This is a genomic window from Allobosea sp. MMO-172 (assembly GCF_037147855.1).
Lineage (GTDB): Bacteria > Pseudomonadota > Alphaproteobacteria > Rhizobiales > Beijerinckiaceae > Allobosea.
This window is the reverse complement of the sequence record NZ_JBBCUM010000014.1, coordinates 37,216-49,823: the sequence shown is the minus strand read 5'-3', so window position 1 is coordinate 49,823 and position 12,608 is coordinate 37,216. Positions and strand designations below refer to the sequence as shown.

The 12,608-nt window shown below is 67.0% G+C and carries 15 protein-coding genes; 6 read left to right on the top strand and 9 right to left on the bottom strand.

Going from position 1 to position 12,608, the window contains the following annotated elements:
- The first annotated feature begins 14 nt into the window (after positions 1-14).
- Positions 15-941 carry a LysR family transcriptional regulator gene (locus WFK61_RS19560; protein WP_336813757.1) on the top strand — a complete coding sequence of 309 codons (927 nt, stop codon included), beginning with the start codon at positions 15-17 and terminating at the stop codon, positions 939-941.
- On the opposite strand, the gene WFK61_RS19555 is transcribed toward WFK61_RS19560, so the two are convergent.
- The 4 genes from WFK61_RS19555 to WFK61_RS19540 form a co-directional block, all read right to left on the bottom strand.
- A complete protein-coding gene (locus WFK61_RS19555) occupies positions 913-1,611 on the bottom strand; it encodes an alpha/beta hydrolase (protein ID WP_336813756.1) in 699 nt (232 codons plus the stop codon). The genes WFK61_RS19560 and WFK61_RS19555 overlap by 29 nt on opposite strands.
- A gap of 72 nt (positions 1,612-1,683) precedes the next feature.
- Positions 1,684-2,973 (bottom strand): ATP-binding protein, encoded by a 1,290-nt coding sequence (locus WFK61_RS19550; protein WP_442896341.1) that lies wholly within the window; start codon positions 2,971-2,973, stop codon positions 1,684-1,686.
- 164 nt (positions 2,974-3,137) lie between these two features.
- A complete protein-coding gene (locus tag WFK61_RS19545) occupies positions 3,138-3,881 on the bottom strand; it encodes a response regulator transcription factor (protein WP_336813755.1) in 744 nt (247 codons plus the stop codon).
- Positions 3,882-3,975: 94 nt separating this feature from the next.
- The gene (locus tag WFK61_RS19540) at positions 3,976-4,479 is read right to left on the bottom strand and encodes a MarR family winged helix-turn-helix transcriptional regulator (RefSeq protein WP_442896334.1); all 504 of its coding nucleotides are present in this window, start codon (positions 4,477-4,479) and stop codon (positions 3,976-3,978) included.
- Positions 4,480-4,661: 182 nt separating this feature from the next.
- Between WFK61_RS19540 and WFK61_RS19535 the strand changes: the two genes are divergently transcribed.
- The gene (locus WFK61_RS19535) at positions 4,662-5,549 is read left to right on the top strand and encodes a branched-chain amino acid aminotransferase (protein WP_336813754.1); all 888 of its coding nucleotides are present in this window, start codon (positions 4,662-4,664) and stop codon (positions 5,547-5,549) included.
- A gap of 154 nt (positions 5,550-5,703) precedes the next feature.
- Here the strand turns inward: WFK61_RS19535 and WFK61_RS19530 are convergent, their stop codons facing one another.
- The 5 genes from WFK61_RS19530 to uvrC all read right to left on the bottom strand — a co-directional run bounded on the left by WFK61_RS19530 (position 5,704) and on the right by uvrC (position 10,582).
- Entirely contained in the window at positions 5,704-6,786 is a 1,083-nt protein-coding gene (locus WFK61_RS19530) for a DUF1176 domain-containing protein (protein ID WP_336813753.1), read from the bottom strand.
- On the bottom strand, positions 6,755-7,219 hold the full coding sequence (locus WFK61_RS19525; RefSeq protein ID WP_336813752.1) for a molybdenum cofactor biosynthesis protein MoaE: 465 nt from the start codon (positions 7,217-7,219) through the stop codon (positions 6,755-6,757). Before WFK61_RS19525 ends, WFK61_RS19530 begins: the two co-directional genes overlap by 32 nt.
- Before the next feature lie 163 nt (positions 7,220-7,382).
- Positions 7,383-7,676 carry a molybdopterin converting factor subunit 1 gene (gene moaD / locus WFK61_RS19520; RefSeq protein WP_336813751.1) on the bottom strand — a complete coding sequence of 98 codons (294 nt, stop codon included), beginning with the start codon at positions 7,674-7,676 and terminating at the stop codon, positions 7,383-7,385.
- Complete coding sequence (pgsA, locus tag WFK61_RS19515; protein WP_336813750.1) at positions 7,673-8,284, bottom strand: CDP-diacylglycerol--glycerol-3-phosphate 3-phosphatidyltransferase; 612 nt, start codon at positions 8,282-8,284, stop codon at positions 7,673-7,675. The genes moaD and pgsA overlap by 4 nt, the downstream gene beginning before the upstream one ends.
- Positions 8,285-8,464: 180 nt before the next feature.
- Positions 8,465-10,582, bottom strand: coding sequence for an excinuclease ABC subunit UvrC (gene uvrC / locus WFK61_RS19510; RefSeq protein WP_336813749.1), 2,118 nt, complete (start codon positions 10,580-10,582; stop codon positions 8,465-8,467).
- Between the two features lie 418 nt (positions 10,583-11,000).
- On the opposite strand from uvrC, the gene WFK61_RS19505 reads away from it, so the two are divergent.
- The 4 genes from WFK61_RS19505 (at position 11,001) to WFK61_RS19490 (ending at position 12,607) form a co-directional block, all read left to right on the top strand.
- On the top strand, positions 11,001-11,210 hold the full coding sequence (locus WFK61_RS19505; protein ID WP_336813748.1) for a cold-shock protein: 210 nt from the start codon (positions 11,001-11,003) through the stop codon (positions 11,208-11,210).
- A 138-nt stretch (positions 11,211-11,348) separates the two neighbouring features.
- A complete protein-coding gene (gene rpsU, locus WFK61_RS19500; protein ID WP_257731338.1) occupies positions 11,349-11,624 on the top strand; it encodes a 30S ribosomal protein S21 in 276 nt (91 codons plus the stop codon).
- 41 nt (positions 11,625-11,665) lie between these two features.
- Entirely contained in the window at positions 11,666-11,926 is a 261-nt protein-coding gene (locus tag WFK61_RS19495; RefSeq protein ID WP_336813747.1) for a hypothetical protein, read from the top strand.
- Between the two features lie 102 nt (positions 11,927-12,028).
- A complete protein-coding gene (locus tag WFK61_RS19490; protein WP_336813746.1) occupies positions 12,029-12,607 on the top strand; it encodes a chloramphenicol phosphotransferase CPT family protein in 579 nt (192 codons plus the stop codon).
- Position 12,608 lies beyond the last annotated feature (1 nt).

Genomic DNA, 12,608 nt, shown 5'->3' with positions numbered 1-12,608 from the left:
TTCGGAACGATGAGATGGATCGGATCGAGGAGCTGGCGATCTTCGTCGCGATCGTCGATGCCGGCAGTCTCGCCGGCGCGGCGCGGCGTTTGCGCAAGTCGCGCCCGGCCGTGACGCGGGCGCTGGCCGGGCTGGAGGAGCGGGTCGGGACGCAACTGATCGCGCGGACGACCCGGCGCCTGACCCCGAACGATGCCGGCCGAGAACTCGCCGCGACGGCCCGGCGCCTGCTCGCCGATTACGAGGCGGCGCTCGGCGTCGCCGCGGCCGAGCCGGTCAGTGGTTTGCTGCGGATCACGGCGCCGCTCTCCTTCGGCCGGCGGCATGTCACGCCCCTGGTCAGCGAGTTCCTCGACCGCTATCCGCAGGTTCAGGTCGAGCTCGTCCTCGCCGACCGCAATCTCGACCTGATCGAGGAAGACTTGCAGCTCGCGGTCCGGATCGGCCCTCTGCCGAATTCAGGCCTGCTGATGCGCAAGGTCGGGGAGGTCCGGCGCATCCTGGTCGCGGCTCCTTCCTATCTTACCAGTTGCCCGCCCTTGCGGCGCCCAGTCGATATCGCCGCGCATGAGACGATCGCGAGCGTCGCCGCCAACCAGACGCTGACCTGGCGCTTCGGCGGGCCGCGCTCCGGCAGCGCGGTCGTGCTGACGCCGCGGCTGATCGTCAACGAGGTCGAGTCGGTGCTGATTGCGGCGCGGGCGGGGCGTGGGCTGGCGCGCGTGCTGTCCTATCAGGCGGCGGACGATCTTGCTGCGGGAACGCTGGTGCGGTTGCTGCCGGAATTCGAGCCGCCGCCCTTGCCGGTCCAGCTCGTGATGCCGGGTGGGCGACAGCCGGCGCCGCGCGTGCGCGCCTTCATCGACCATGCGGTGGCGCGCCTGCCGGAGCTTGCGCCGATCGGCGCGCCGGCTAGCGCAGCGCGCCCGCAAAGCCCGTGATGGCGGAGACGACCTGACCCTCGCGGCCGATGAAGCCGTGATAGGCCCGGGCCTGGCAGGGGTCGCCTGTCGAGCTTCCGCCATCGATCCAGATCAGGCGTGCCTTGCCGCCGGTCCACTGCTGGAAGGTGACGGCCGAGTCCGGCAGCGTCAGCCGGCAGCTGTCCTGCCGATGGTGGATGATCAGCGTCGGCGGCAGCCGCCCGGGATCGCCGATCATGCCGCGTGCGCCGTCGAGAATGGAGGAGGCGAAGACGATTCCGTCCGGCCGCGCCGAGAGCGTATCGGCGACCTTGAGGGCGCCCCGGCTCATTGCCACGACGATGACGCGCGGCGCGATGCCACGCATGTATTCCACCGCCTTGGCCGGGTCGGCGCCGGCATCGAGCGTGATGCTGGCGATGCCGCTGCGGGCATAGGCGCCCCGCGTGCGGACGATCCAGTTGCCGCCGCGCGCGACGCTGCCATCGGAGCCGATGCCGATATTGCCGTCACCGCCTGTGAGAAGCACGAGTCCGGCGCGGGCCTTGCCGGCCGGCTTGTTGAGCAGGGCGCGGCCGCCGCCGAAGAAGCCACCGCCGAGATCGACGACCTCTTCGGCCTGCGCTGCCGATGCCGTCAGCAGCAGGGCCGCTGCGAGGAAAGCCAGAGATCGTCTCAGGAACCGCATGCCGGGCCTCCCCTTGCGTCAGCGGGAGACTAGCGCTCGATTTTCTCTGCTGTCGAGCGAAACCGCGCGGTTCTAAACCGGCAACCGGACGGTGGCGCGCAGACCGCCGAGCGGCGAGTCGGCGAGCATGATGTCGCCGCCATGGGCGCGGGCGATGTCGCGGGCGATGGCGAGGCCGAGGCCCGTGCCGCCGCCATCGACATTGCGGGCCTCGTCGAGCCGGAAGAAGGGGCGGAAGACGTCCTCGCGCTGGTCGGGCGGGATGCCGGGGCCATCGTCGTCGACCATGACGATCAGGTAGCGCGCGTCATGGGTCGCGCGGATCGCGATGCGGTCGCCATAGCGGGCGGCGTTGGAGACGAGATTGGTCAGCAGGCGGCGGAAGGCGTCCGGGCGGATCACGACGAGCGGATCGCCGACCACCGTCAGTTCGGTCTGGTGGCCCTGCCGCTCGGCATCGGATTTCAGCTCCTCGAGCAGGGAGCGGATATCGGTCTCGATCGCGGTCTCGCCGGCATCGCCGCGGGCGAAGGCGAGATAGTCCTCGAGCATCCGGCTCATCTCGTCGACGTCCTTTTCCAGCGCCTCGATTTCCGAGGAACGCTCCATCAGGGCGAGCGAGAGCTTGAACCGGGTCAGGATCGTGCGCAGGTCGTGGCTGACGCCGTTCAGCATCGTCGTGCGCTCGCCGATCGAGCGCTCGACGCGGCGCTTCATCTCGATGAAGGCGTTGCCGGCACGGCGGACCTCGCGGGCGCCACGTGGGCGGAAATCGGCGTCGCGGCCCTTGCCGAAGGCCTCCGCCGCATCGGCGAGCTTCAGGATCGGGCGGATCTGGTTGCGCAGGAACAGCACCGCGATGGTGAGCAGGATCAGCGACGTGCCGATCATCCAGAGCAGGAAGATATGGCTGTTCGAGGCATAGGCCGAATTGCGCCGTGTCAGGATGCGCATCACGTCCTTGCCGAGCTTGATGCGGATTTCGATCAGGCTGGAGCGGCCGACCGTGTCGAGCCAGAAGGGGCGGGCGACCTGCTGGCTGAGCTCGGTCGAGAGCGCGTTGTCGAGCAGCGAGAAGAACGGGCGCGGGCCCGGCGCCGGCAGATCCGAATCGGGGATGATGTCGAGGTCCATGCCGAGCCGCTCGGCGGCGATGCGCGACAGCGTCGCGGTATCGGCATCCTGCGGATAGCTCTCATAGACATCGATCAGCATGGCGATGTCGGCGGAGACGGCCGAGGAGAGGCGCTGCGTCACCGTCTGCCAGTGCCGCTCCATGAAGACATAGGCGATGACCGATTGCAGCAGCACGACCGGCGCGATGACGATGACGAGCGCACGCGGATAGAGCCCCTTGGGCATGTAGCGCGCGACGACCTGCAAGGGCCGGCCAACGCGCTTGACGATTGGCCGCACGGCCTTGCCGAGATTGTCGAGCACCTGTTCCAGCCCGGCATGCGCGCGCGCCAGCGCACGCGCGACGGAGCGCAGCGCGGACGGGCCTTTCCTGCCGGGTTGCAGCGACGTCACGTCCGGTCCGTCACCAGCCTGTAGCCGACGCCGCGCACGGTCTGGAGATAGAGCGGGTCGGTCTGGTCGCGCTCGACCTTGCGGCGCAGGCGGTTCATCTGGACGTCGACGGTGCGGTCATTGGCAGCCGAGCCCTGAGCGGCCAGTTCCTCGCGCGGCACGACCTCGCCGGCACGCTCGGCCAGCGCGGTCAGGATCTCGCGCTCGCGCTCGGTCAGACGGATGGTCTCCTCGCCCTTGCGCAGTTCGCCGCGCGCCAGCCCGTAGATGAAGGGGCCGAAGCGGACGAAATCCGGCCGCGTGCCGGATTGCGCGGCTTCGACGACCAGCGTGCGCTTCAGGATATTGCCGAGCCGCAGCAGCAGCTCGCGCGGCTCGAAGGGCTTGGAGAGATAGTCGTCGACGCCGATTTCGAGGCCATTGATGCGGTCCTTACCGTCGGCGCGGGCGGTCAGCATCAGGATCGGCACGGCGGAGCCGCCGCGGAAGCGGCGGGCAAAGTCGAAACCGTTCTCGCCGGGCATCATCACGTCGAGCACGATCGCGTCGAAGACGAGATTGCCGAGTCGCGTATCGGCTTCGGCCGCGTTTGCCGCCGTCGTCACCCGGTAGCCGTTATCGGCGAGGAAGCGGCCCAGCAATTCGCGCAGGCGCCGGTCGTCGTCGACGACGAGGACGTGCGGAGCCTCGTCGGGCAGAGGCTTGCGGGCCGGCTTCGCCAGGGTCTCGGTTGCGATCATCCTCGCGCCTTTCTCCTGCGCCGGCCGGGCCGGCGCGTTGGCGGTGCAGGGCTCCCATAGCACAACGCGCGGAGCCGGTCGCCCGCAAGGAGGCCTAAGGCTTGTCGAGAAGCCGCTCGACCTTCGGCCGTTCGGCCGGATCGATCAGGGCCGCGAGGTAGCGCGCGGCGACGGCGGCAGTGTCAGGGCTCGCTCCTTCCAGCGCGCGGTTGATGCGCTTGGCCTGGAGGCGGACGAGGCGCAGCGCCAGGTCCTGGCCCGAGGGCGTGGTGTGGAGATGGCGCTGGCGCTTGTCCTGCCGGCCGGTGCGCTGCTCGATATAGCCCTTCTCGACCAGCTCCTTGAGCACGCGGTTGAGGCTCTGCTTGGTGATCTGCAGGATGTCGAGCAATTCGGCGATGGTCAGGCCCGGCCGGCGCTGGACGAAATGCAGGACGCGGTGATGCGCCCGGCCGAAACCGTAATCGGCGAGGATGCGGTCGGGGTCGCCGACGAAGTCGCGATAGGCGAAGAACAGGAGCTCGATCAGGTCGTGCGGCACGGCCTCGGAAGAGGGCCTGAGCGGGAGGTCTTCGGCGTCGGAAGGTGATGGGGCCAAAACGCGCTTCCAAAAATTTGGGTCAGCCTTATTGACATATCTCAGACGGAAGATTACCGGTCAAGGGCGCTGAGCGAACGATTATTTCAAAACGTTCCGCTGCAGCGCAGCTTTAGACCCAGGCTTGCGTTCCGAAAACGGCTGTGCCGGAGTTCCGGAAACAAGCACCCAGGAGAAGGTCCATGTCAGTCATTCCTTTCGACCAGCGCGATGGCGTCATCTGGTTCGACGGCAAGCTCGTGCCGTGGAAGGACGCGAAGATTCACGTACTGACCCATGGGCTGCACTATGGCTCGTGCATCTTCGAGGGCGAGCGCTCCTATGACGGCGTGATCTACAAGTGCACCGAGCACTCGCAGCGCCTGCACAAGTCCGCCGAGATCATGGATTTCACGATCCCCTATTCGGTCGCCGAGCTCGACGAGGCCAAGTATCTCTGCCTCAAGGAGAATGGCCTGAAGGACGCCTATATCCGCCCGGTCGCCTGGCGCGGCTCGGAGATGATGGCGGTGTCCGGCCGCAACAACACGATCCATACCGCGATCGCTGTGTGGGAATGGCCGAGCATGTTCGATATGGCGGCGAAGCTGAAGGGCATCCGCCTCGATGTCGCCGACTATCGCCGGCCCGACCCGGCCTGCGCACCGGTCCATGCCAAGGCGGCGGGCCTGTACATGATCTGCTCGCTCTCCAAGCACAAGGCCGAGCGCGGCGGCTATGCCGACGCGATGATGCTCGACTATGAGGGCTATGTCGCCGAAGGCACCGGCGCCAACATCTTCTTCATCAAGGACGGCGTGATCCATACCCCGCTGGCCGACCGCTTCCTGAACGGACTCACCCGCCAGTCGGTGATCGACCTGTGCCGTGAACGCGGCTTCGAGGTGGTGGAGCGGCGCATCCGTCCCGAGGAGCTGGAGAGCTTCAACGAGTGCTTCATCACCGGTTCTGCCGCCGAAGTGACGCTGGTTTCGGAGATCGGCCCGTACAACTTCATCACCGGCAACATGGGCAAGGTGATCATGGAAGACTATTCGGCTGCGGTGCGCCCGCAGACGAAGGCGGCCTGAGCGCTCGATCGCATCATCGTTCGCCGTCATCCCGGGCGTAACGAAGTGAAGACCCGGGATCCATGCCGGAACGGTTCAGGCATGGATCCCGGATCGGCGCCGCCAGAGGCGGCTTGTCCGGGATGACGCGCGTTTCCAGGGGCAACGCCGCTCCCTACTTGATCTCGCTGCGATACAGCGTGATCCAGTCCTCTGAGCCGATGCCGCGGCATTCGCCCATCAGGCTGAGATCGGTCTGGACGAAGGCGCTGCCGGTCCAGGCGTAGCCGCCCGAGGCGCCGCAATCGCCGATGCCGCGTCCCTTGGCGAAGAAATTGATGCGGCCGCTCTTCGGGTCGAACTCGGCATTCACCAGCGTATTCTTCGCGTCGCCATCGCCTTGCGGGAAGACCACGGGCTTGGCTGTCTTCGCGTCGCCACGCTCGATCATCCAGAACGCATGCGAGACATTGTAAGCGCCGCGCGAGCAGGCCAGCGACACGAGGCTGCGCGTGCCGTCGAGCGTCCAGGCCTCGTCGATACTGAGCAGTGTCTCGTCGTCCTCGCAGCCATCGGGGTCGCGCTGCTTGAGCTCCTTGCGCAGCGCGGCAGCGAGCGCCTTGCCGTCCTTCTCCGACAGCGCGGCACTTGCAGGCTTCGCGATGACGACCGGCAGGGCAGGGGCGGCGGGAACGCTCGTGCCGCTGCCCTTGCGGATCAGGGCGGAGGTCGTGTTGAGGCGCCCCTGCTGCTCGTCGATCCAGAGCAGGGCCGCAACCGAGCCCGACAGCGAAACCTCGGCCGATACCTGCGGAGCGGTGATGGCGAGCTTCGTGGCCTTGCGGGCAGCTTCGATGAGAGCCGTGACCTCGGCCGGCTTGAAGGTCAGGGACAGCAGGTCGCCGTCGGTTTCCGCCGGCATCGCCTTGCCGCCGGCAGGGAAGGGCGCGCCATCGAGCCTGAGTTGGACGGACCGGGGCGGGGTCTTCCAGTCGCCACGCAGGCGCAGGGTCAGTTCGGCCGGCATATCGGGCCCGGCAGCACGTTCCAGGCGCAGATAGGCGACCGGGTCGGCCGCCTCAGCCGGGAGCGACAATGCGGCGCAGCTCTTCAGATTGTCGCAGCCGGCCATCCAGTCCCGGAAGGTCTTCGGTTCCGGCTCGGCCGCGAAGGCGAGGGCCGGCACGACAGCAAGGCCGGCGCCGAGCAGCGTCTTCTGCCAGCCGTCAGGAATCCTGTTTCCAGCGTTCCGCCGCATCGTCGTCATCCGCCTTGGCTTCGACCCAGCCGCCGAGCGTGCCGTCGGCACGGTGCTCGCGCTTCCAGAACGGGGCGCGGGTCTTGAGGTAATCCATCATGAAATCGGCGGCCTCGAAGGCGGCACGGCGGTGGGCGGAGGCCGCCAGCACCAGCACGATCTGCTCGCCCGGTTTGACCAACCCGTAGCGATGGATCGCGACGAGGCCGAGCAGCGGCCAGCGCCCGGAGGCTTCAGCCGCGACGCGGGCGATCTCGGCCTCGGCCATACCGGGGTAATGCTCGAGCTCCAGCGCGGCGAGCGTGCCGGCTTCGTCGCGGCAGAGCCCGGTGAAGGAGACGACGGCGCCGATATCGGCGCGGCCGTTCGAAAGCGCGTCGATCTCGTCCTGGAGCGAGAAGTCTTCCCGCTGGATGCGGACGAGGGGCGTCATTCGTCCCCCTTGTCATTCCGGGGTGCGCCGCAGGCGCGAACCCGGAACCCACGACCGGGTGAGCGGCCCGCAACAGATTGCCATTTCAGACACACCCGGTCGTGGGTTCCGGGTTCCGCGCTCTGCGCGGCCCCGGAATGACAAGGGTGTTGCGACATACTCATCAGCCGCCGGTCATCGGCGGGAAGAAAGCGATTTCGCGGGCCTGTCCCAGCCGGGCCTGCGGCTTGGCATGAACCTGATCGAGCGCGGCCCGCACCACGGTCTCGTCGGCGAAGGCGGCTTCGTAACCCTCGCCGCGCGCCTTCAGCCAGCGCACGAGATCGGTGACGGTGGCGAGATCGGCGGGGATGTCGAGCGTTTGCTCGGGCAGGCCGACGCTCTCGCGCACCCAGGCGAAATAGACGATGCGGACGGGGCGCGTGCCCGCCGCTGCGGTCGCTGTCGCGGTGCTCATGGCGTGCGCTCGTCCTCTGCGACGAGATGGCGGATGCCGGCGTTGAAATAATCCCAGCCGGTATAGATCGTCAGGCCGGCGGCGGCCCAGAGCAGGACGATCCCGATCGTCGTGTTGCCGGGCAGGACCTTGTCGCCGGCCGGGCCCGCGATCAGGAAGCCGAGCGCGAAGAGCTGCGCCGTCGTCTTCCACTTGGCGACCTTGCTGACGGGGACACTGACCTTGAGATCGGCCAGGAACTCGCGCAGGCCCGAGACCAGGATTTCGCGGCAGAGGATCACGATCGCGGCCCAGAGCGTCCAGCCCTCGATCTGGCCGGTATAGACCAGCATCAAGAGCAGGGCGGCGACGAGCAGCTTGTCGGCGATCGGATCGAGCATGCGGCCGATCGCGGATTGCTGGCTCCAGGCGCGGGCGATGTAGCCGTCGAGATAATCGGTGATGGCCGCGACGGTGTAGATGCCCAGCGCGAGCCAGCGCATCCAGTCGTCGCGCGGCCAGAACAGGATCGCCACCAGGGCCGGGATCGCCAGGATCCGCCCGTAGGTGAGGAGGTTTGGCAGCGACCAGGGGCCGCGCCGCCTGATGGCGTCTGGGAGAATCGTCACGAGAAGCACCAAAGCAAGCCGGCCGTCGCAGCGTCAACACGCAACCGCGTGAATGTGGCAGAACTTCGCGACCACGTCGCCTTCGGACGGGGCCGTCCGAAGGCGAAAAACGTGCCCGCTTTCGAAATATTGGCGCATTGCTGCTGCGAAAGACCGGTTCCCACTTTTTCGCGCAATGCTCTACGCATCGTGAAAGAAATCATGCACTGCCTTCGCCGTAGCCGCATTCACGCCGGGCGTGCGCATGAGGTCGTCGAGCTTGGCGCGCTGGATCGCTTTCACCGTGCCGAAATGCAGCAGCAGCGCCCGCTTGCGCGACGGGCCGATGCCGGGGATCTCGTCGAGCGGGTTCTTCATCGTTTCGCGCTTGCGCTTGGCGCGGTGCGTGCCGATGGCGAAGCGGTGCGCCTCGTCGCGCAGGCGTTGGATGAAATAGAGCGCGGGATCGCGAGGCTGGAGCTTGAAGGGCTCCTTGCCCTCCATGTGGAAGGTCTCGCGCATGGCGTTGCGGTCTTCCCCCTTGGCGATGGCGACGAGCGGGATGTCGGCCGCGCCGAGCTCTTTCATGATCTTGAGCGCGGCCGTGAACTGACCCTTGCCGCCATCGACGATGACGAGATCGGGGCGGGAGGGAAAGCCGTCCTCGTCCTTGCGCGGCTTCGCTGCCTTGCGGGGCTTCTTCTGCGCGGCTTCGTCCTGAGGAACGCCTTCAGGCGCGTCTCGAAGGATGATCGCGGAGGCTCCGTTGCCCTCTGGAGCATCCTTCGAGACGGTTGCTGAAGCGACCTCCTCAGGATGAGGGCTGAGGATCATCCCTTCTTCCTTCGCCAGCTTCGCGAACCGGCGCGTCAGCACCTCGCGCATCATGCCGAAATCGTCGCCGGCGATGGTGTCGGTCGAGATGTTGAAGGTGCGGTACTGGTTCTTCACGAAGCCGTCCGGCCCGGCGACGATCATGCCGCCGACCGCGTTGGTGCCCATGATATGCGAGTTGTCGTAGACCTCGACGCGGCGCGGGGCGCTCTCCATGCCGAAAGCGGCGCCGAGCGCGGCGAGCAGCGCGCTCTGGCCGGCATTGTCGGCGAGCTTGCGGGAGAGCGCCTCGCGGGCGTTCTTGACGGCATGGGCCATCAGGTCGGCGCGCTCGCCGCGCTTGGGATGGGCGACCTCGACCTTGCGGCCGGCGCGGGCCGAGAGCGCCTGGCCGATCAGTTCGATCTCCTCGACCGTATGCGAGAGCAGCACGAGGCGCGGCGGCGGCTTGTCGTCGTAGAACTGTGCGACCACCGAGGCGAGCACCTCGGCCGGCGTCAAGGAGCGGTCGGCGCGCGGGAAGAGGGCGCGGTTGCCCCAGTTCTGGTGATTGCGGAAGAAGAAGATCTCGACGCAGAACTGCCCGGCCTGCTCGTCGATGGCGAAGACGTCCGCCTCCTCGACGCCCTGCGTGTTGATGTCTTGCCCGGACTGCACGGCCGAGAGCGCGGCGAGGCGGTCGCGATAGCGCGCCGCCTTCTCGAATTCGAGCTCTTCCGCCGCTTCCTGCATCCGGGCGGAGAGCAACTGCTTCACCGCCGAGGAGCGGCCGGAGAGGAAGTCGCGGGCCTGGCCGGCGAGCCCCTGGTATTCGGGAATCGAGATTTCGCCGGTGCAGGGGCCGGCGCAGCGCTTGATCTGGAAGAGCAGGCAGGGGCGGGTGCGGTTCTCGTAGAAGGAATCCGCGCAGGTGCGGATCAGGAAGGCCTTCTGCAGCGCGTCGATGGTGCGCGTTACCGCCCAGACCGAGGCGAAGGGGCCGAAATAGTCGCCCTTGCGATGGCGCGAGCCGCGATGCTTCAGGAGCGCGGGCGCGTCATGGTCGCCGGTCAGCAGGATATAGGGGAACGACTTATCGTCGCGCAGCAGCACATTGTAGCGCGGCCGAAGCTGCTTGATCAGGTTCGACTCGAGCAGCAGCGCCTCGGTCTCGGTCCCGGTGGTGACGAACTCCATGTTCGCCGTCTCGGCGATCATCCGGGCGACGGCGTTGGTATGCGCCATGCCGCGGGCATAGGAGGTCACGCGGTTCTTCAGGCTCTTGGCCTTGCCGACATAGAGCACCTCGCCGGCGCGATCGAACATCCGGTAGACGCCGGGCCGGTTCGGCAGGTGCTTGGCGAATTGCTGGATGACCTCGATGCCGGCCTTGAGCGCGCCGGGCGCGGCCTCCGCTAGGACGAGCGCGGGCTCGGCGCCGGGGAGGGTGTCCTCCTCGTCCTCGAACTCGTCCTGGGGCAGATCGTCCTGGCGTTCGCGACTCATGCGCTTGCGTACTCTATCCGGCGTCGTCTTGCCTGCGCCGTCTCGGGCCTGCGTTGTCTTGGCCTCCATGTAGGATGCCGGAGCCACTTCGTCATGTCAGGAGAGGCGCTGTCCCCGCCATGAATTGGCGGCTGCGCGCCTGCTGATAAAGCCAATGTCAAACCGGTATCTGCGATCGTTTTTCCCACGTTGTTTCCTGTATGATGCGGTGCTCGTTTTCGTTTTCCTGCAGGCGCCTTTTCGTCGTCGATTTGACATCGGGGTGGTCAAGGCCTATCTCTTGGTTTCGATTTAGGCCTGATGACTTGGCCATTCGCGCCGCTTGAGCGCGACATGCTGATGATTTTCTTCCTTTGATCGAATTCGCCGCCGCATGTTTTCCATGGGGCTTGGATAAACATGTCTGCGGGAGGCACTCATGGCTTCTGGTTCGGTTAAGTGGTTCAACGCCACCAAGGGTTTCGGTTTCATTCAGCCTGACGATGGCGGCCAGGACGTTTTCGTCCATATCAGCGCTGTCGAGCGCGCCGGCCTGCGCGATCTGCGCGACGGCCAGAAGATCTCGTACGAGATCGTGCAGGACAAGCGTTCGGGCAAGAGCTCGGCCGACAACCTGCGGGTTGAGTGATCGCCGCGGGAGCGGAACGACGAGGTTTTGAGGCGACCACGGATGTACCGGCGCCACGACACGATGTTCCGCACCGATGGTGGGTGAAGGGTCGGGAGCTACAAGCCCGGCCCTTTGTGCTTTCTGGAAAGGGTGACCATGCAAGTTCTCGTTCGGGACAACAATGTCGAGCAGGCGCTGCGCGTCCTGAAGAAGAAGCTGCAGCGCGAAGGCGTGTTTCGCGAGATGAAGCAGCGCCGCGAATTCGAGAAGCCGTCCGAGCGTCGGGCCCGCGAAAAGGGCGAGGCGGTTCGTCGCGCCAAGAAGGCGGCCCGCAAGCAGGCGCAGCGCGAAGGTCTGCTGCCGGCGCCGAAGCGCAAGCTGCCGGCCGGCAAGGCCCGTCCCGGCGCCCCGCGTCCGCCGTCCGCCGTCTGATCGGCGGAAGGCCGATCCGCGCAGTCGAGTAGGAGTTTCGCATGTCGAGCCGCAGCATGAAGCTGGACGAGATCGCTGCCCGTGCGCAGGAGGCCGTCTCGGCGACCGAGCAGCGCCGCAAGGATGCGCTCGATGCGTGGCAGGCGCTCGAGGACGAGGCCGGCCAGGCCCGCCTCAAGACCGAGAAGCTGCGGGCCCTGCGGCTGGCCAGAGACGCCGAGGAAGCTGCGGCCAAGGCGGCTGCGCCGGTTCGCAAGGTCGCTTCGAAGCGCCCGAGCCGGGCTGCCGCGAAGGCGCTCTGACGTTCTTCCCTTGACGAGGTTTCGGACGGGCGGCCATCAGGATGGGCCGCCCGTTCGCATTTCGGCTGACGCGGCTTGTGTCCGGCCGGGAGAACGCGCGCCATGAACGATTCTGCGCCGGCGCCGGGCCGCGTCATCCTGCTCAACGGCGCGTCGAGCAGCGGCAAGTCCTCGCTCGCTCGTGCCATTCAGGCGCGGATCGAGACGCCGTTCTGGCATATCTCGATCGACCATCTGCGCGATGCCGGCGTATTGCCCACGGCACGGATCAGGAGCGGCGAGTTCGACTGGCGAGCGATGCGCGAGGCCTTCTTCCTCGGCTTCGAGCGCTCGCTGTTGGCCTATGTTGAGGCGGGCAACGATCTGATCGTCGAGCACATCATGGAGAGCGAGGCCTGGCTGCTGCGGCTCGCGGATACGCTCGCCGGCCATGACGTGTTCTTCGTCGGGGTGCATTGCGCGCTGGAGGAGCTGGAACGACGCGAGCGTGAGCGCGGCGACAGGCCGATCGGCGATGCCCGGCGCGATTTCCACCGCATTCATTCCTATTGCCTCTACGATATCGAGGTGGATGCGACGCAGGATCGGGATGGCAATGCCGATGCCGTCATCGCGGCATGGCGGGCGCGGTCGCGACCGTCCGCCTTCGAAAGGTTGCGCGAGCGCCGCGACCGGAGCTGAG